This window comes from Terrimonas rubra, from assembly GCF_042686025.1.
Lineage (GTDB): Bacteria > Bacteroidota > Bacteroidia > Chitinophagales > Chitinophagaceae > Terrimonas > Terrimonas rubra.
Genome location: NZ_JBHUOZ010000003.1, coordinates 1612433 through 1631995 on the forward strand (window position 1 = coordinate 1612433; position 19563 = coordinate 1631995).

The 19563-nt window shown below is 43.9% G+C and carries 20 protein-coding genes; 14 read left to right on the forward strand and 6 right to left on the reverse strand.

Features of this window, described 5'->3' with window-relative positions:
- Positions 1-31: 31 nt before the first annotated feature.
- The gene (locus tag ACFS6H_RS15950; protein WP_386101093.1) at positions 32-331 is read right to left on the reverse strand and encodes a hypothetical protein; all 300 of its coding nucleotides are present in this window, start codon (positions 329-331) and stop codon (positions 32-34) included.
- Positions 332-743: 412 nt separating this feature from the next.
- Here ACFS6H_RS15950 and ACFS6H_RS15955 point away from each other — a divergent pair, with 412 nt between their 5' ends.
- The 5 genes from ACFS6H_RS15955 to ACFS6H_RS15975 all read left to right on the forward strand — a co-directional run bounded on the left by ACFS6H_RS15955 (position 744) and on the right by ACFS6H_RS15975 (position 2796).
- Entirely contained in the window at positions 744-1139 is a 396-nt protein-coding gene (locus tag ACFS6H_RS15955; RefSeq protein ID WP_386101095.1) for a hypothetical protein, read from the forward strand.
- A 12-nt stretch (positions 1140-1151) separates the two neighbouring features.
- A complete protein-coding gene (locus ACFS6H_RS15960; RefSeq protein WP_386101098.1) occupies positions 1152-1565 on the forward strand; it encodes a bactofilin family protein in 414 nt (137 codons plus the stop codon).
- A 71-nt stretch (positions 1566-1636) separates the two neighbouring features.
- Positions 1637-1786 carry a hypothetical protein gene (locus ACFS6H_RS15965; RefSeq protein WP_386101101.1) on the forward strand — a complete coding sequence of 50 codons (150 nt, stop codon included), beginning with the start codon at positions 1637-1639 and terminating at the stop codon, positions 1784-1786.
- A complete protein-coding gene (locus tag ACFS6H_RS15970; protein ID WP_386101104.1) occupies positions 1770-2174 on the forward strand; it encodes a hypothetical protein in 405 nt (134 codons plus the stop codon). The genes ACFS6H_RS15965 and ACFS6H_RS15970 overlap by 17 nt, the downstream gene beginning before the upstream one ends.
- A complete protein-coding gene (locus ACFS6H_RS15975) occupies positions 2167-2796 on the forward strand; it encodes a SprT-like domain-containing protein (protein WP_386101107.1) in 630 nt (209 codons plus the stop codon). Before ACFS6H_RS15970 ends, ACFS6H_RS15975 begins: the two co-directional genes overlap by 8 nt.
- On the opposite strand, the gene ACFS6H_RS15980 is transcribed toward ACFS6H_RS15975, so the two are convergent.
- Positions 2793-3311: a class IV adenylate cyclase gene (locus ACFS6H_RS15980; protein WP_386101110.1), complete on the reverse strand. Its 519-nt coding sequence runs from the start codon at positions 3309-3311 to the stop codon at positions 2793-2795. The two genes, ACFS6H_RS15975 and ACFS6H_RS15980, sit on opposite strands and share 4 nt — an antisense overlap.
- Before the next feature lie 93 nt (positions 3312-3404).
- Between ACFS6H_RS15980 and ACFS6H_RS15985 the strand changes: the two genes are divergently transcribed.
- Genes ACFS6H_RS15985 through ACFS6H_RS16000 form a run of 4 tightly spaced genes read left to right on the forward strand, consistent with a single transcriptional unit; the run spans position 3405 to position 6428 of the window.
- On the forward strand, positions 3405-5225 hold the full coding sequence (locus ACFS6H_RS15985) for an ABC transporter ATP-binding protein (protein ID WP_386101113.1): 1821 nt from the start codon (positions 3405-3407) through the stop codon (positions 5223-5225).
- A 20-nt stretch (positions 5226-5245) separates the two neighbouring features.
- Positions 5246-5596, forward strand: a complete 351-nt coding sequence (locus ACFS6H_RS15990) for a hypothetical protein (protein WP_386101115.1) — start codon at positions 5246-5248, stop codon at positions 5594-5596.
- Positions 5597-5606: 10 nt separating this feature from the next.
- Positions 5607-5897: an antibiotic biosynthesis monooxygenase family protein gene (locus ACFS6H_RS15995; RefSeq protein WP_386101118.1), complete on the forward strand. Its 291-nt coding sequence runs from the start codon at positions 5607-5609 to the stop codon at positions 5895-5897.
- Positions 5898-5957: 60 nt separating this feature from the next.
- The gene (locus ACFS6H_RS16000) at positions 5958-6428 is read left to right on the forward strand and encodes a DinB family protein (protein WP_386101121.1); all 471 of its coding nucleotides are present in this window, start codon (positions 5958-5960) and stop codon (positions 6426-6428) included.
- 10 nt (positions 6429-6438) lie between these two features.
- On the opposite strand, the gene ACFS6H_RS16005 is transcribed toward ACFS6H_RS16000, so the two are convergent.
- The gene (locus tag ACFS6H_RS16005) at positions 6439-7833 is read right to left on the reverse strand and encodes an exonuclease domain-containing protein (RefSeq protein ID WP_386101124.1); all 1395 of its coding nucleotides are present in this window, start codon (positions 7831-7833) and stop codon (positions 6439-6441) included.
- Positions 7834-8061: 228 nt separating this feature from the next.
- Between ACFS6H_RS16005 and ACFS6H_RS16010 the strand changes: the two genes are divergently transcribed.
- On the forward strand, positions 8062-9015 hold the full coding sequence (locus ACFS6H_RS16010; protein WP_386101127.1) for a class I SAM-dependent methyltransferase: 954 nt from the start codon (positions 8062-8064) through the stop codon (positions 9013-9015).
- Here the strand turns inward: ACFS6H_RS16010 and ACFS6H_RS16015 are convergent.
- Together ACFS6H_RS16015 and mdh are read right to left on the reverse strand one after the other, a co-directional pair.
- A complete protein-coding gene (locus tag ACFS6H_RS16015; protein ID WP_386101130.1) occupies positions 8997-10100 on the reverse strand; it encodes a lipase family protein in 1104 nt (367 codons plus the stop codon). The two genes, ACFS6H_RS16010 and ACFS6H_RS16015, sit on opposite strands and share 19 nt — an antisense overlap.
- Positions 10101-10182: 82 nt before the next feature.
- Positions 10183-11112, reverse strand: a complete 930-nt coding sequence (mdh, locus tag ACFS6H_RS16020) for a malate dehydrogenase (RefSeq protein WP_386101133.1) — start codon at positions 11110-11112, stop codon at positions 10183-10185.
- Positions 11113-11504: 392 nt separating this feature from the next.
- On the opposite strand from mdh, the gene ACFS6H_RS16025 reads away from it, so the two are divergent.
- From ACFS6H_RS16025 to ACFS6H_RS16040, 4 genes are all read left to right on the forward strand, one after another.
- Positions 11505-13952, forward strand: a complete 2448-nt coding sequence (locus tag ACFS6H_RS16025; RefSeq protein ID WP_386101136.1) for a penicillin acylase family protein — start codon at positions 11505-11507, stop codon at positions 13950-13952.
- A 48-nt stretch (positions 13953-14000) separates the two neighbouring features.
- Positions 14001-14354, forward strand: coding sequence for a hypothetical protein (locus ACFS6H_RS16030; protein WP_386101139.1), 354 nt, complete (start codon positions 14001-14003; stop codon positions 14352-14354).
- Positions 14355-14567: 213 nt separating this feature from the next.
- The gene (locus tag ACFS6H_RS16035; protein WP_386101142.1) at positions 14568-17084 is read left to right on the forward strand and encodes a DUF5686 and carboxypeptidase regulatory-like domain-containing protein; all 2517 of its coding nucleotides are present in this window, start codon (positions 14568-14570) and stop codon (positions 17082-17084) included.
- Between the two features lie 20 nt (positions 17085-17104).
- Positions 17105-18073, forward strand: coding sequence for an MBL fold metallo-hydrolase (locus ACFS6H_RS16040; RefSeq protein ID WP_386101145.1), 969 nt, complete (start codon positions 17105-17107; stop codon positions 18071-18073).
- A 12-nt stretch (positions 18074-18085) separates the two neighbouring features.
- On the opposite strand, the gene ACFS6H_RS16045 is transcribed toward ACFS6H_RS16040, so the two are convergent.
- Complete coding sequence (locus tag ACFS6H_RS16045) at positions 18086-19222, reverse strand: hypothetical protein (protein WP_386101148.1); 1137 nt, start codon at positions 19220-19222, stop codon at positions 18086-18088.
- Positions 19223-19563 lie beyond the last annotated feature (341 nt).

Sequence of the window (19563 nt, forward strand, 5' to 3'; positions counted from 1 at the left end):
TATAAAAACCCCGGAACTCCGGGGTTTGTTTTTATGCTTTAAGATTGATGACCTGCCTGCTATTGCTTTTACCAAAATACCGGAAGGCCCAGGCCAGGGTAAAGGTGGGTATAAAGTCGGTAAAGGGAAGAATTTCCTCTACAAAACTAAAACCGCCACCCAGCGCCCCCATTTTTCCGCCGAAAAGCCTGTAAAAGATAACAGCGGAAACAGGTGCCCATACCAGGTCGGTAAACTCGCCCAATACGGGCAGGCTAAACGATGCATAACCTATGATATCCAGCAGGATACATAAAGGCAGTGCAGGAATGGATCTTTGTGTTTTGTTCATTTTCGTTGTTACTTGTTTTAGCCCTTATTGTATCAAATTACATGCTAGATTACACAATTGACAGTTGACAATGGACAAATGACAATGTAAGCAGTTTTTTGTGGCGTAATGACATAAAAAAGCTGCGTAACGATAAGAACGATGAAGTGAGTGACACAACAGGCGATGCCAGTAGTACTGCAGCCGGTTACCAAAACAATATTTTACCGCTTTATGTGAAATGCTCATTGCCAGTTGCCTGTTGCTTATTCTGCTAACAATAATTGTCAACTGTCATTTGTCCATTGTCAATTAATAAACTGTCTATTACCCCGTAAATTCCCTCCGAGTTTATCCCCAACGGCGTTATTTTTTAATGAATTGGCTGCTGACTTGGCGGGTTTTATTATCTTTAGTCGGTTTAAAGGATGTTATGAGTAAACTGGAAGGCGAATCTACGTTTAAGCGGCTGCGTAACCGGTACCGGATGGTAGTGATGAACGATGATACCTACGAAGAAGTGGTGACGTTTAAACTTACGCGTTTGAGTGTGTACGTGATGTTAAGCTCCATTTTTGTAATACTGGTGGGGCTGACGGTGGCATTGATCGTGTTTACACCTTTACGTTATTATATACCGGGCCAGGTAACCCAGCAATCGGGCAGGGAGATGCGGACGGTAAAAATGGGCATTGACTCGGTAAACCGCCAGGTGGAATACAGTGAGAAATACCTGGACAATATTAGAAGAGTATTAAAAGGAGATGTTGCTATACCCTTGGACACCACATTGTTAGAAGTTCCTAAAGATGAATTGTCTGAAGATTAAAACCAACACTATATGTTCAATCCTAAAAAAACCGGTACAAACGAAAAAGCAAGCTCCGGTAGCGGCGCTACCCTTGTAAGTGCAGGCACCACCATGCGTGGCGATATCAGCAGCGATACCGACCTGCGTATTGACGGCACCGTAAAAGGCAATATACAATGCACCGCCAAAGTACTGATAGGCGCTAATGGCGTGGTAGAAGGTGATATTTCGGGCACACAGGCCGATATTGTTGGCAAAGTGACCGGCACCATCCGCGTAAAAGAGCTGGTACAACTGCGCGGCGAATGCGTAGTAACCGGCAACCTATATGCCGGCAAATTACAGGTAGAACCCACTGCCACTTTTAACGGCGAATGCCATATGGGCAATAATATTGTGGAGATGAAGACAGAAACCAAACTGGCCCCTGCTGTTGCAAAATAAATTTACCAGATCGCAAAGACCGGTTTTACGCTATATTGGCCTGGGCACGCAGCTCCTGGTAATGCTGGGTGGTGCTGTGTACGGTGGCTTATGGCTGGATAAAAAAAACTGACCTGTCGCCCTTATTTACCTGTGCCTTACCTTTGCTGGTATTAGTGGGTGTTTTTTACACCCTGATTAAAGAAACTACAAAAAAGAAGAAGAATGGTGGCATTAACTAAGTCATCGGCGTTTAACAAGGCACTGATTGCTTTTGCACTGATAACCGGCGTAACTATTATGGGTAAGAACTGGCTGGCCCTGCAACAGATTGATTACAGGGTGGTACTGGGCGGTAATATTTTATTGTTCCTGATAAGCGTGGTAACAACGGGCATGTCTGTTAACGCTTTAAAAAATCCCAACCCGCATGCTTTTGTACGTGCCGTATATGCCGGCTTTTTAATACGCCTGTTTACCTGCGCTATTGCCGCTGTTATTTATATTGTGATGGCCAAGGATGGCGTGAACAAGTACGGCCTGTTTTTAAGCATGCTTACCTACTTTGTATATACTGCCATTGAAGTAGCTGCCATACAAAAAATATTAAGAGATAAGAAGAATGCCTAAGAAGGATGTTCCCATTGCACAACTGCAGGATTTTTTACCCGATGGTGTGTATGGCCCCGTACTGCAATACCTGAATCAATATAAAGTACACCTGACCATTACCAAGGAAAGAAAAACGGTACTGGGCGATTACCGGCACCGCACTTTGCAGCAAAGGCACCGTATTAGTGTAAACGGCAACCTGAATAAATATTCCTTTTTAATTACTTTATTACACGAGCTGGCCCACCTGCTTACGTTTGAGCAGTTTGGCAACCGGGTACAGGCCCACGGCAAGGAATGGAAAGCCGTGTACGGGCAGGTATTACACCAGTTTGTAATGACCAAGGTTTTCCCCCCCGATATTGAAGCCGAGCTGCTGCAATCCTTAAAAAATCCCGCAGCTTCCAGCTGTGCCGAAGAAGGGCTGTTAAGGGTATTGCGCCGCTACGACAGTATTCCCGACTCGCAAAAACTGGTGGAGGAATTACCCGAAGACAGTTTATTTGCCACCAGCGACGGCCGCATTTTTGCCAAGGGAAAAAAGCTGCGTAAACGCTATTTGTGCAAGGAATTAAAAACGGGCAAGACCTATTTATTCAGTGGTCTGTACCCGGCCAGGCTGATACAGATAACCGATTAAAGCGCCAGCAGGAGATCGCTGTAGGAAACGGCAACAAAATCCTGCTCCTGTATACCCAGGAAATCTTTATAATAATTGGCCTGCTGCTGTATGGCTTCCAGTGTAGCATGCTGCTCATCGGCAATGGCTTCCACTTCTACAAATGTGCCCAGGTTATCGAGGGTATCAAAATGAAATTTTACATTACCAATAAAATAGATCTTCCGGCTTTTACTCACCACCACTTTTATACCCAGTGTTTTTACCAGTATGGCTTTTAGCGTGGCATCGGGCTGGTGTTTGTATAAGAGTATATCTGATTGTTTGGCACCGGCAATATTGGGGCGGATATAGTGGATGAGCGCATTTTCAATATTCCCTTCCCGCAGTTTCAGGCGGCTTTCTGCTACGTTAAAATAAGTATCCACCTGTTTATCGGTGCCTTTGAAAACGGGATTAAGGGTTAATAATTTTTCTTCCAGTGCAGGCAATTGTGTGGTACGGGCTTTAAACTCAAAATTCAACTTGGCAGACATGCTTTTTTTTGAACAAAATTAAGGCATTCGGCCTTGCCGCGTTTTAACTTTCGTGCATACGCTTTAGAACAACTATATCATTATTTTTGCAGCATGAAGCATTTAAGGGCGCTTAATAAATATTTCTGGAAATACAGGTGGCGTTTGGGATTCGGTGTTTTTTTCGTGGTATTATCCAACTACTTTAACGTATTGGCACCCCAGCTTACCGGCTACGTGATCGATTATGTGAACCATTCTTTACAATTTAATGGTGCAGCGCCTTCTACCGACGGTAAATCTTACGATATTTTAATTAAACAGCTGATTAATTATATTACTACCATGAGCGGCGCCTGGAACGTGGTATTGTTATGCGTGGTAGTACTGATTATACTGGCTTTGCTGAAAGCTTTTTTCCTGTTTTTAATGCGGCAGACCATTATTGTAATGAGCCGCCTGATTGAGTACGACCAGAAAAACGAGGTATATAAACATTACCAGCAACTGGATGCCCTGTTTTACAAACGCAACAGCACCGGCGACCTGATGAACCGGATTACCGAGGATGTAAGCCGCGTACGCATGTTTACCGGCCCGGCTATTATGTACGTGGTGAACTTAGTCACCATTATCGGCTTCAGCGTTTTCTTTATGTTCCAGCGCAGCCCCGAGCTTACCTTATATGTATTACTGCCGCTGCCGGTACTGGCCGCCATTATTTATGTAGTGAACCAGCGCATTCATAAACAAAGCGAGGTGATACAGGAATCCTTATCGGCGCTAACCACCAATGCGCAGGAATCCTATGCGGGTATACGGGTAATTAAATCCTTTACGCAGGAGAACACCATGCTGCGTTTTTTTACCCAGAACAGTGAAAAATACCGCCAGAGTGCGGTGGGCCTGGCAAAGATTGAAGCCCTGTATTTCCCCTCCATTACTTTACTGATTGGCCTGAGTACTTTGCTCACCATTATGATCGGAGGGCTGTACTATATTCATGGTACACATAATATAGGCCCCGGTACCATTGTGGAGTTTGTTATTTATGTAAACATGCTCACGTTCCCGGTAAGTGCCATTGGACTTACCGCCAGCATGATACAAAGAGCAGCGGCCTCGCAAAAACGTTTGAACGAGTTTTTAGATATTAAACCCGCCATTGTTGACCAGCCCATGGCCAGGGATATACCTTTACATGGTGATATTATTTTTAATAATGTGACCATGCAATATCCCGATACCGGCATACAGGCATTGAAACATTTTAACCTGCATATTAAAGCGGGTGAGAAGATCGCCATTTTTGGCCGCACCGGCAGTGGTAAGACCACGCTGGCACAAATACTGTTACGTATGTACGACCCGCAGGAAGGGCATGTATCTATTGACGGGGCAGACCTGCGGGAGATTAAACTGGCTGCACTGCGCCAGCAGATCAGTTATGTACCACAGGATGTATTTTTATTCAGCGATACCATTTACAACAATATTGCTTCAGGTGAGGCCGATGTAACGGAGGAGCAGGTGCATGAAGCGGCCCGGCAGGCAGGAGTACATGAGGAGATACTGCGCTTTCCCCAACAATACCAGACCGTTGTAGGTGAAAGGGGCGTAACCCTTAGCGGTGGCCAGAAACAAAGGGTATCCATTGCCCGGGCCATTATTAAAAACCCGCATATTTTATTGTTTGACGATTGTTTAAGCGCCGTGGACGCCAAGACCGAGAGCCTGATTACAGGACATTTAAATAATTACCTGCAAAATAAGACCGCCATTATTATTACCCACCGCATATTTGCCTCGCTGCAGTTTGATAGAATATTTGTACTGGATGAGGGTGTAGTGATAGAGCAGGGCACCCACGAGGAACTGCTGCAAATACCTGATGGTTATTATGCCGCATTATACCAGCAACAGAAAAAAGGGTAATTATATTTTAAAACTATTGTATGGCGGCTTCCATTAACTATAATAATAAAAAATTCCGTGCCCTGCATAACTCCGGTAACGGGGAGGTGGATACTGCACTGGTTTTTCATTACCGGCAACAAGGCAATATTCTCAGTTGCGCCTATAGTGGCGCCAATATTGTACAGGGGCATTTGCTGGGTTTAGTGGCCGATGACGGCACCATTACCATGCGCTACCACCAGGTAAATACCCGTGGCCAGCTGATGACCGGCACCTGCATTTCCACCCCGGAAATAATGGAGAATGGTAAAATAAAGTTGTATGAGGACTGGCAATGGACAAGTGGTGATTTATCGGCCGGAAATTCTGTACTGATTGAAATAGATTAAACTAGTAACGATGATTTTAGAAGTAGATTTATTGGAAGTAATACCCGGTAAGGAAGCCGCTTTTGAGCAGGATTTTGCAAAAGCCGGTGTGTATATCAGCAGCATTAAAGGTTATATCAGGCACAGTATTCGTAAATGCCTGGAGCAACCCAATAAATATATTTTACTGGTAGAATGGGAAACACTGGAAGACCATACCGTAGGTTTCAGGCAATCGGCCGCCTACCTGGAATGGAAAAAACTGCTGCACCATTATTACGATCCCTTCCCGGTGGTGGAACATTTTGCAGCCATTGATTAATACCTTTATAGCAGCGGCAACCTATCTTTTTATAGTAACTTTAGGGAACAAAACTGTGCTATGAAAGAAACCCTGCGCATGACTTCGCTGTTTGAAAAACTGTATAACGGCAGTCCCTGGATTGATGTAAACCTGTACGATACTTTATCGCCCTTATCCGCTGCACAGGCAGCCGACAGGGTAGTGCCACAACTGAATACCATCTGGGAGATTGTAAACCACCTTATCAGCTGGCGGGAGAATGTATTGCAGAGAATACAAGGCAAAGTGATCAGCACACCAGACCATAATTATTTTAAACCGGTAAACAATACCTCTGCAGCCGCCTGGAAAAAAACCTTAGCACAATTGGCTACCTCACAGGAAAACTGGCAGCAATTACTGCAAACCTACCCCAAAGCTGATCTTGAAAAGATATACCCCAATAACCAGATGAATTATTACGAACATATACAGGGTATACTGCAACACGATGCCTACCACCTGGGACAAATAGTACTGCTGGCCAAACTGGTAAAACAAAAATTGTAACCGTAACCGGTTATTGAAAATCGTTAACTGAAGCAGGCTGTAACAGCTTCATCTTACGGGGATTTTTTTCTACATAACTATTGATGAGCTGGCGGATGACCATGTTATCCTTATACCGGGTCAGGCGGTCTTTGAGGTCTTCCACATCATACACCGCATCATCGGCCTGGATATAACCCATACCATAAAACTCGCCCTGGTATACGAGTATGCAGGACTGATCATTACCCTGTAAACCCTTATCCAGTATCACAAAGGTTTTATCAGTTTTTAAAGAGGCCAGTGCGGCTTCCACCCGTTGATTATAAATCCCCGGCTCCTCCTGCTGTTCACAGGCGCCGTTGCAGTAATGTTGTTCCATGCCTTCACAGGCATCATGGCTTACCTGTATGAAACATAGTTTGGGACAGAGGTTAAAATCCCTCATCAGGCTGCGCAGGATATTATGCCCCTCCACCACGTATTGGAAACGGTAGAGAGGCTGCATGCTTTTACGCACTTTTTCAATTGCAATACGGCTGTACCCGTTCTGATCGGTGTACATAAAAAAACCATATTGTGCTTCGGGACTTTTTTGGGACGAATTAAAAACGGGCCATAATCTTTTTATCTCCACCGATTCAAAAATAGCCGCCATTAGCTCGGTACCCCAGGGCTCGTAACTTATGGCATGGGTATGGATCAAAAAATTCTGCTTTTGTTTGCTTGGGCTGTTATTACTGAAATGACTATTTACCCGGTAACGTATATTCTTGGCCTTACCGGTATAAATTACTTTCCCTTTTTCATTGTGAAAATAATATACGCCGGGGCAATAGGGCAGGTTCATAAAATGTTCTTTTGGAACATTTGGCGGCAATACCTGTTCTTTGGAATTGCGTTTCAGGCTTTTTATAATCAGCTGCTCTTCATCATTGGCCAGTAAACGCTGGAACAAAATAGCCGTAGCAGCCGTATCACCACCGGCACGGTGACGGTTGTTCAACGGTATATCCAGCGAACGGCACAGGTTACCTAAACTATAAGAACGCAGGCCGGGGAAAATCTTGCGGCTCAACCTTACCGTACACAACTTATTTACCCGCAAATCATATTGACATACTTCCAGCTGGTATTTGACAAATGAATAATCAAAATTCACATTATGGGCTACAAACACATTGCCTTCTAACATGGAATAGATCTTTTCGGCCACATCCTTAAACGAAGGTGCATCTTCCACCATTTCGTTGGTGATACCTGTCATGGCCGAAATATAGGGCGGTATATATTTGTGGGGATTGATTAGGGTTTCAAAAGTCTCTATCACCTGCCCGTTCTCCAGTACATAAATGCATATCTCGGTAATGCCACCTGCTGCTGCATGTGCACCCGTTGTTTCGATATCTACAATGGAAAAACGCATTTTTAAAACTAATGGACAATTGACAGTTGACAATGGACAACAGGTAATTGGCTACCAGAAACCCTTTCATCATTCATAATTTATCATTCATCATTCAAACCAAAAATGATAAATTATTTAGCAAAAATAAACTAAATTTTTTATACAAATAATATTTGCCTGTAAATTTTATCACTGGTTTATCTCGTGCAGAATGCCGATTTTCGCAGCCGGTTTAAAATGGTGCACATGAAATTTGAAATGTTCGGTAACAGGCTGGCTAAAGTATTTAAACACAGGCATAAACAGGCCAAAAGGCTGGGTATAAGCTGTTACCGCCTGTACGACCATGACCTGCCCGAATTTCCCTTTTGTATTGAATGGTATGGTGAAAACCTGTATGTGGCCGAGTATAAACGTAACCATGGTATGGACGATGCCGCCCATGATGCCTGGATGGAACAGAGTATCGAAGTATTACAATCCGTACTGGGCGTTGCCAAAGAAAACATATTTTTAAAACTGCGCCAGCGCAAACCCGGCAGGCTGGGGCAGTACCAGCGTATTGATAAACAACAGAACGAATTTATTGTACAGGAAAACGGTCTCCACTTTAATATCAACCTCAGCGATTACCTGGATACCGGCCTGTTCCTGGATCACCGCACTACCCGCCAACTGGTGCGTGAACAAAGCGCAGGTAAAAAAGTATTGAACCTGTTTGCCTACACCGGATCGTTTTCGGTGTATGCGGCGGCTGGCGGGGCCAGTGAAGTGGTTACCGTAGATATGTCAAACACCTACCTGCAATGGGCGCAACGCAATTTTACGGCCAACAACTTTAGCATTGCCGCTGAACCTTTTACAGGTGGCAATAGTTTTGTTCAGGCCGATGTATTACAATATGTAAAAACACTGCCTGAAAATTATTTTGATATCATTGTGATGGACCCGCCCACTTTCAGTAACAGTAAACGCATGCTGGATATACTGGATATACAGCGTGACCATGTAAGCCTGCTGAATGATACGCTGAAAAGCCTGGCGCCCGGCGGTAAATTATATTTCAGTACCAATGCCCGTACTTTTCAGCTGGATGAAGCCAATATACAAAGCAAGTCCATAAAAAATATTACCAGGGCCACCACGCCTTTTGATTTTGAAGGCAAGCTGTTCCGCTGGTGTTATTTATTGGAGAAATAGATCTCGTTCAGCAAAAACGAATAGGATGTAAACATGTGATGTACAAAGGGTGTTTCCCGGCTGTCGGGGAATTTTTTCATATACGCTTCGCTGGGCATTAAAATAATGGGTACACCCGAACGCATATAGTTATTGCCCCCGGCATAAGCAGGTTGTTTATACTGCGGATGTTCTTTCTTCACCATTTTATATAACCGTTTGCCCAGGTATTTTTCCATACGCGCCTGCGCTTTTTTGGTAGAGCGGTCCATCTTGCGGTACATACTTCCCAATACCAGGCGTGGTAATAACTTTTGTTTTTTAATGGTCTGTTTCAAACCAGGGAAGGGGTTGGAGTAATTAAAATCATTAAGGGTTTGCACGCTGAAAGGCGATTCCGGTACCCAGTCGGCAGCATTTACAATAGTAAAAGCCCAATCCCCACGGGTAAGAAAATCAAAATCGTAGGCATAATACATATTACCTACTTTGGGTGCGGCACTGGAATAGGTTTTAAATACCAGGTCTTTGGGCAGGTTGCCTTTTTTTATTTCATACGCCAGATAAGAGCGCATTAAGTTGGACAGCGCACCGCCCTGGCTATGACCGGAAATAAAATATTCTTTTACGCCCTTCGTCTTATAATATTCATTGATCTTGGCCACCACATCAGGCCCCAGGAAACCGATGCCAAAGGCCCAGCCCACATGCACCTGCGCATTGGGGTTGCTGGCAAACTGGTAATTGAATACGGTACTGTCGTTCAGTTGTAAACTACCGGTGGCCGGTATGGATGCGGCGTAAAAATTCTCCATCCAGCTGGCTGCTTTACTCACGGTACCACGCAGGTCAATTACACCCACATTATCATTACGCAGGTAGAGTGTCCATACATTTAACAAACCCACTTCAGGGGAACGGTACACCAGTTTATAAGGGTCTGTTGCGGTTAAGCGTTCTACCGAATCGGGAATGCTGCTTTTATAAAAAGTAAGCGAGAGAAGATCGGCATATTCCTTAGGGTTAAATCCCGGCTTTAAAATATTTTGTGCAATACTATTGGTGCAGACAAGAATAGCAAGAACAATAAAGCAGTTTTTAAGCATACAAAAGGTTTAAAAAACGAATGAAACAACAGTAAAATAAAAAAAAGGCCCTGGAAATCCAAGGCCTTTTCTGATTAAGTTATTATAAAGTTTTTAATACTTCATTCATACTCCTCACCGCATCGGCGCTTTTGTTGAACTCCGCCTGCTCAGCTTCGTTCAGGCCAAAATCAAGAATTTTTTCCCAGCCGTTTTTACCAATAATCACCGGTACACCCAGGCAAATATCTTTTTGTCCGTATTCGCCATCCAGCGCTACACAGCAGGTAAATAATTTCTTCTCGTCACGCAAAATGCTTTCCACTAAAGCGGCCCCCGCTGCTCCCGGTGCATACCAGGCCGAAGTGCCGATCAGTTTGGTTAAAGTAGCACCACCTACCATAGTATCAGCAACAATTTGTTTTTGTTGTTCTTCACTCAGGAAATTGGTAACCGGTACCGAGTTCCAGGTAGCTAATCTAATCAAAGGTATCATGGTCGTATCGCCATGTCCGCCTACTACCACGGCATTCAGATCGCTGGGGCTGCAACCCAGGTGCTGGCTCAGCTGGTATTTAAAACGGCTGCTGTCCAGTGTACCACCCATACCAATAATACGGTTTTTGGGTAAACCCGTGCTTTGTAAAGCCAGGTAGGTCATGGTATCCATCGGGTTACTGATCACAATAATGATGGCATTGGGAGAATGCTGTAAAATATTTTCGGCTACTGTTCTTACAATACCCGCATTTACGCCGATCAGCTCTTCGCGGGTCATACCCGGTTTACGGGGTAAGCCCGAAGTAATTACCACCACATCACTTCCTGCGGTTTTGGTATAATCATTGGTCGATCCAACGATCTTTGTATCAAAACCAAGGAGGGTAGCGGTCTGCATCATATCCTGCGCTTTACCTTCGGCTATCCCTTCTTTAATATCCAATAAAACTAATTCGCTGGCAAGTTCTTTCCTGGCAATATTATCAGCACAAGTAGCTCCTACTGCGCCCGCACCTACAACCGTTACTTTCATGAGAAATTTTTTAAAAAGTTTACAATTTAAGTCTAGCAAATATAGTTGGAAGAAGCCGGATTTTGGATTTAAGATGTAGGATTTGTGATTTAAGATTTAGGAATGATGAATTATTAATGATAAATGATGAATTAAGCCTCCGAATATAAAATACAGCCATGATGCCGGAGGTTTTTAATACTAAAGACTCAAATTCATAATTCTTAATTCATAACTCATAATTCTTCATTAAAAAACCCGGCTCCTGCACCGAAACTCCCTGTCTGAATATTATGTACTTTATACTGTATACTCCTTGCCCCAATCCTTAATAACTCCTTGACAACTTCGTGCAAAAAATAGCAACGAATCAGCTTAGTTTGATTATTTTCACGCTATAATAAGCGAATTTTATGCGTATTGTACCGTTTATAGTATCTACGATTGTAACAGTGGGTTTGGTTTGGGCCCTCAATAAGCCCTGGGGAGAGAAAGTACCGATGCCATTAGGCAAGTTTTTAAGCCCGCAACACGGGTTCTGGCAAAATGCCGAAGATGTTAATCATAATTTTTCCGCCAATTTAAAATTCCCCGATCTGAAAGGCAAGGTGGATGTATACTTTGATGACAGGCTGGTGCCACACGTATTTGCCTCGGAAGAAGAGGACCTGTATTTTGTACAGGGTTACCTGCATGCCAAATTCAGGTTGTTCCAGATGGACCTGCAAACCAAGGTAGCCGAAGGGCGGGCCAGTGAAATAGCGGGCGAAAAAGCCATTCCCATGGACAGGGAAAGCCGCCGCGGCGGTATGCGCCATGCCGCAGAAAATGCCTTGCTGGAAATGGAAAAAGAGCCCGAAGCCAAAGCCTACTACAGCGCTTATACAAAAGGTATCAATGCCTATATCAACTCCTTAAAAGAAAGTGAAATACCGGTTGAATACAAGATCCTGAATTTTAAACCGGAGCCCTGGACCAATCTCCGTACTGCCTTATTATTAAAAATGATGGCCAAGATGCTGGCCTGGGGAACCGAAAGTGACCTGGCCGCTACCAATGCCCGCAATATTTTTACCGATGCACAAATGAAGGCCTTATACCCGGAAGTACATGACTCCTTATTACCCATTGTACCCAAGGGAACAGCATTTGATAAACCCGGCATTGTACCGGTTAAACCGGCAGTGGCCGATTCGGTTTACTTTAAAGCCCAACAAACGATCGCCGCCAATGAGCACTTTAAACCCGATATTGATAACGGCAGTAATAACTGGGTAGTAGCCGGCAGCAAAACCCAGAGCGGTGCACCCATTTTAGCTAATGATCCGCACCTGGAATTATCGCTGCCCTCTATCTGGTACGAAATGCAATTAAGCACACCCCAACACAATGTATATGGTGTTACCTTACCGGGTAGTCCCTTTATTATTATTGGTTTTAACGACAGCATTGCCTGGGGCGTAACCAATGCACAAAGAGATGTAAAAGATTTTTACGAGATCACTTTTAAGGATGGCCAGAAAAAAGAATACCTGTACAATGGCGAATGGAAACCAACGCGGCAGGTAATTGAAGAAATAAAAGTAAAGGGGAAACCCAGTGTGTACGATACGGTGATATACACGCATTATGGCCCGGTAATGTTTGACAAGAGTTATACAAACGGGTTGACCAACGACAGAAACCTGGCCGTGCGCTGGGTAGGTTATGAACCCGGTAACGATGGTAAAGCTTTTCACCAGTTAAACCATGCGGAAAATTATAACCAGTATGTACTGGCCATTTCCAATATGATATGCCCGGCACAGAACTTTGTTTTTGCGTCCAAAACCGGGGATATTGCCATCTGGCAGCAGGGACTGTTCCCTGCACGCTGGGAAGGCCAGGGCCTGTATACCATGCCCGGAACCGACAGCAGTTTTGAATGGCAGGGCTTTATTCCCAAAAATGAAAGTCCGCATGCTTTAAACCCCGCCAGAGGCTTTTTGGAAAGCGCCAACCAGCGCCCGGTAGATGGGACCTATCCTTATTTTATTCCCGGCTCGTATATGACTCCCCGTGGTATTGCCATTGAACACTATTTAAATACCATGAGCGGGATCACCCCACAGGATATGATGGCCCTGCAAAACAACTACTTCAATGTAACGGCACAGGATATTGTTCCTTTATTTTTAAAATACGTGGATGAATCGAGGCTGAACGCCTCCGCCAAAAAATACCTGGACGAATTAAAGGGCTGGGATTATTTTGCCACAGCCACTTCTAAAGGTCAGACCATTTACCAGACCTGGTTCGATAGCTTAAAAGTAGCTTTATGGTATGATGAACTGGACCAGATAAAAGTAGCAGCCCCGGTGCCCGATGAACAAACGACTATTGAATTATTGATACGTGATTCTACTGCGCTTTCCTATATCGACAATATCAATACGCCTGAGAAAGAGACCCTGGCCGATATCCTGGTAAGTTCATTGAACAAAGCTGCCGATAATTTAAGTGTAAAAGATAAAGAAGGTAAGCTGGAGTGGGCGGCCTTTAAAAACCCAACGGTATACCATTTACTACGCACGGCTTTAATGCCGTTTGCGAGGACAGGATTAAAAGTAGGCGGCGCCAATAATATCATCAATGCTATTAAACACAGTCACGGGCCAAGCTGGCGTATGGTGGCCCAAATGGGCGCCCAGACCGAAGCCTATGGCGTATACCCGGGCGGACAAAGTGGTAATCCCGGCAGCAGGTTCTACGATAACTTTATCGATACCTGGGCTAAAGGCGAATACTATACTTTATGGGTAATGAAAGCGGCGGAAGCCGGCGATAAAAAAGTAAAATGGACCATGAACTTCAGTAAATAAGCCCTTTTGTAAGCACAACAACTATTCATTCAATTTCAAGTTACAGATATGAAATTTATCATCGCCACCATACTCACTATATTATTAGCCTTTATTGCAGGCCTGTATTTACCCTGGTGGGGCTTTGCCATCGCCGCTTTTGTTGTAGGCCTGCTGGTACACCAAAGGGCCGGCCGTTCCTTCCTGGCTGGTTTTACTTCCTTATTTTTATTATGGCTGGTGCTGGCCTGGTGGCAGAGCAGCGCTAATGACAATATACTTGCCGGTAAAATTGCACAACTTTTAGGTATTGGTAACAATGCCGTACTGTTAATGATCATCACAGCTTTCATTGCAGCCCTGGTGGCAGGTTTTGCCGCCATGAGCGGTAGCTTCTTACGCAGTAAGCCTGTTACGAAATAGGTTGTATATAATATTGAAGCTGTACTGCATCAACGCTATTCGCTATCGGACCAAATACCCCATCCGTGTGTTTGGCAACCAGCAAGGTGATCGTCATTTTAAAGGAAAAATAAGCAGGCCATGTAACATATTGCCACCTGCAACGTTCAACGCTTATCATATTAACAAATCCTTTTTCCGGTTTTTGTTATTTTAAGTTTTATTTTGCCTGTAATGACGAAACATCTACTCTTTATTCTCTGCTTTTTTACTACCAGCCTCGCCGCATTTGCTAACCGTATCAGCGGTAAAGTAACCGATATTGACGGTAATGCATTACCATTTGCCTCTATTACCATTAAGGGTACCACCAGGGGAGTGAACGCCAATAATGCGGGCGAATACAGCCTTAACCTCAACAATGGCAGTTATACACTGGTATGCCAGTTTGTGGGCTATACCAAGGTAGAAAAACAGATCACGGTAACCAACGAAAATAAAACCCTGGATTTTGTACTCACTCAGCAGGGCCTCACCATGGACGAAGTGGTGATCCAGAAAGGGGAGGACCCGGCTTATGAAATTATCCGCAATGCCATTAAAAAACGCTCCTACTACAATAACCAGGTCGATTCTTTTGAAGTGAATGTTTATATCAAAGGCATTATGCGTTCCCGTAAACTGCCTAAAAAAGTATTTGGTCAAAAAATTGAACGGGCGGATAATGACGGGCTCGATTCAACCGGCAAGGGTATCTTATTTTTATCAGAATCCCTTACCAAGGTAGCCTTTGCCAAACCTGATAAGATCAAGCTGGATGTTATCTCCACCAGACAAAGCGGTGGGGATGGCTTTGGGCTGAGCTTTCCTTTCTTTATTAACTTTTACCAGAATAATGTTGCGGTATTCGACAATAATATCAATCCACGAGGGTTTGTATCGCCCATTGCGGACGGTGCCTTTAATTTTTACAAATTCAAATACGAAGGCTTTTTTGTAGAGGATGGTAAAACCATCAATACCATCAAAGTAATTCCCAAACGTAAGAACGAACCGGTATTCTCCGGCACCATCCATATCGTGGAAGATGAATGGGCCATCCACAGTCTTGACCTGGTGACTACCAGCAATTATCAACTGGAACTGGCCGACTCTTTACGTATCAGCCAGTTATCATCCGTTGTGCAGGCCGATGTATGGAAAACACAGAGCCAGGTAACCTATATTACCTTTAAAAAATTTGGTATTGATGTAGCAGGCAATTTTGTGAATGTGTACTCCGATTATAATATCAACCCCGGCTTTGCTAAAAAACACTTCGGTAATGTACTGATGCGTTATGATACAGCTTCCAATAAAAGAGATACCAACTACTGGAATGAAGTACGACCCGTACCGCTTGACCCGGACGAGGTAAGGGATTATATTTTTAAAGACAGTGTGGCCCGCGTATCAAGGGATTCGCTTTACAGCAAAGCCTACCGCGACTCCCTGCGAAGCCTGCAAAATACCATAGGTCTAAAAAATCTATTATGGAAATCGGGCGGCGCCAGTTATAGCTGGTATGCTAAAAACAATACGGTACGGTACAATATAAAGCCGTTATTACCGCAACTACAATATAACAGCGTGGAAGGTATTTCGCTGAATGTGAACCAGCAGATCAGTATGATGCCCCGGAAATCTAAGATTGGCTATACCTTAGATTGGTTTACCCGGTATGGCTTTATGAACGGTCACCTCAACTCCTTTGGTACCCTTACCCTGCATAACCGGAGAAAAGAATCCTTTAACCAGCAACAATTAAAAATATCGGGCGGTAAAAGACTGGTACAATTCAACGCCGATAATCCCATTGATAAATGGACCAATGCTTTTTACACCTTGTTGCTGAAACGTAACTACATGAAGCTCTATGAAAACTGGTTTGGCAGTGTAAGCTGGGAACATAATACCGAGAACGGGTTCAGTTATACCATCCATGGTACATATGAGAACCGTTTACCGGTAGAGAACAGCACCGACTTTTCCATTTTTAATAAGGAGGACAACCTGTTACCCAACCACCCTTATGAATTGGCCGCTATACCTTTTGAGCAGCACCAGGCGCTGGTAGCCGGCTTTACCATCAGGTGGCAGCCGGGACAAAAGTATATTCAATACCCCAGGTATAAAAGGTCATTAGGCTCCCGTAAACCTGTATTTGATCTTGCCTATACCAAAGGCATCAAGGGAGTATTTGGCAGCGATGTTGATTATGACAAATGGGCTTTATCGGTTACCCATACAAAAAACTTTAAACTGGGCGGGGAGTTTAAATACAAAGCAGGCATCGGTGGCTTTTTAAACAGCAAACAGGTTGGCATTCCCGATCTGCAACATTTTAACGGCAACCGTACTTTCTACAATACCAAATACCTGAACAGCTTTCAGCTGGCACCTTATTACCGTTACAGTAATGCCGAAAGCTTTTATGCCATTGCACATATTGAACACCACCTGAACGGCTTACTGACCAATAAAATACCGTTACTCAACTCGCTTAAATGGAACCTGGTAATTGGCGGTAATGCTTTTTATGTAAACCAGTCCAACTATTACGTTGAGGCTTTTGCCGGCCTGGAGAATATATTCAAGTTATTACGGGTGGATGTGGTAAATGCTTACCAGCCGGGCTTAGGCAATAACGTAGGCGTACGTGTAGGCTTTGGCGGCATCATTGGCGGGCAAATGCGCTTTGGTGGAAATTAGTATTATACATAATTTAGGTGATGGAGATAAAAACAATTTATTACCTGGCTATATGTATTGGTTTATTAACCACAGCCTGTAAAAGCAAACAGGCTGGCCAACCCGAAAATAAAACCGCCACACCTAAAGTCTCCCTGGTGGTTTTAGGCACCCTACAGGATGCCGGCTCACCCCAGATAGGCTGTACCAAAAACTGTTGCAAAAGTCTTTTTGAACATCCTGACCCTAACCGGCAGGTAGTAGCATTAGGCCTCTCCGATAATGAAGAGCATAAAACCTATCTCTTTGAAGCTACACCCGATATCAGCCGGCAGGTAAAACAATTAAAACAGTACAACCCGCAAACGGCAACCGAAATACCGGACGGCATATTTTTAACCCATGCCCATATTGGTCATTATACCGGCCTGATGTACCTGGGTAAAGAAGCTGCCAATGCCCAACAGGTTACGGTGTATGCTATGCCGGGTATGAAAACCTACCTGGAAAACAATGGCCCCTGGAGCCAGTTGGTTGCACAAAAGAACATCCTGTTAACTCCATTAAAAAACGAAACACCGGTACCCCTGACCAACAATATAACTGTCACAGCTTTTACCGTTCCGCACAGGGATGAATTTTCAGAAACCGTAGGTTATACCATACAAGGCCCTAATAAAAAAGCGTTTTTTATTCCTGATATTGACAAATGGGAAAAATGGACAAAGAATATTCAGGAGGAAATCAAAAACGTTGATTACGCATTTATTGATGCCACTTTTTATAGCGGGGAGGAGATCAATAACCGGGATATTTCCACTATACCACATCCTTTTGTAATAGAAAGCATGGACCGGTTTAAACAGCTCAATGAAACGGAAAAACAAAAAATAATCTTTATCCATTTCAATCATACCAATCCTTTAATTGACAGTACCAGCAAGGAATATAAAAAAGTAGCGCAGGCCGGTTTTAAAATAGCCCGTAAAGGCCAGGTATTTAACCTGTAACAGCCGCACCAGCTACAATAGCTTTGCCGGGGACCGCTGCATTTCCTGCTCCAGCAACTCCATCATGCGCACATTAAAATTCTGTTCGTCCAGTTGAAGCGTTTCCCTGGTCTTGCTTAAAAAACCTTCTATAGTATTGGGAGCCTTTAAAACATCGGTTAAACCGGCCATGCCTTTACGGTCCCTGATGAGTTTACAGATAAGGGCACTCAAAAAATACTTCACTGATACTTTCTGATCTACCTGGAAATCGCCGACAAAACCCTCGTATATATTAGTGATATTTTTTTCTTGGATACGCTCATAAACCCGCTTAAGCCCCGCTTCGTAGGTTATGCCTCCGCTTCCGCCTATTAAGGTAGCCAGTCCTTCATCCGCATAATGATTGATCGGCCCGTTCGTTATATCCCGGGTATAAAAATGCACAAACTCGTGTTCATATATTTCACTGTTATTGGCCGCCAATACTTCACCGGCCTGGTGTTTAATAAATCCGCCTGTGGTATCAAAATACATATTGGGTAAATACTCAAAACCCAAAAAATTGAATAAGGTTACCGCGTTAGCAAATTTGTAATAGGTTACCGGCCTTACCGGCTGGTTAAACAATACAGCGATACCCTGGTTAATGCCGTCCATCTTTTTGCAGGCCTCTTTATTAATATTTCCGTTGTATTTATAAGTAACCGACCCTGCCACATAGGTATGCATCGCAGCCGCATGGTATACAGCAGGGGAGAAGAACCGGAAACCATTTTCCTGTCTGCGGGCCAGTAAATTATAAATACAATTGATCGTGGTACCAGCTTCACCCGTCCGGGTGTAAGCCAGTTTTACCATATACTCGGTAGCATTCAGTTCATTTACATGCATCAGCACAGGCTCACAGGTGCCGCCGTTATCAGCGGTTGTAAAAAAAACAAATGCATCAGGGTCTTGCTCCATATAATTTTTATCAATCACCGTGGAGGCAAAAGGATTGTTCTTTACATCGTCTAAAAAAACCTCCAGGTCTTTCTTCAGCATGTCGGCAACAACCGTATCCATCCTGTAAAACGCCATCGGATTTACAGAAATATCTTTTACCTGTTCCTGTGCACAGGCCACAAGTTGCGTGAACAATAATAAAACAATGATCAACCTGGTCATACTATTATTTTACCGGAGTAAGGTATAAAGTTACAGCCCGGGGACGGTGAAATAAAGGGAATGCGATAAAATATGACCGGCGGTTTTTTCCCGCGGATTTTCGCAGAGAAAACCAATCACCGAAGATCTGCGGGCAAAAGTTCCCGCTGATTTACGCAGAGAAAATATACCGCGGATTTTCGCAGAGAAAACCAATCACCGAAGATCTGCGGACCGATCAGCGTTCATCTGCGGGTAAAAGTTCCCGCTGATTTACGCAGAGAAAATATACCGCGGATTTTCGCAGAGAAAACCAATCAGCGAAGGTCTGCGGACCGATCAGCGTTCATCTGCGGGCAAAA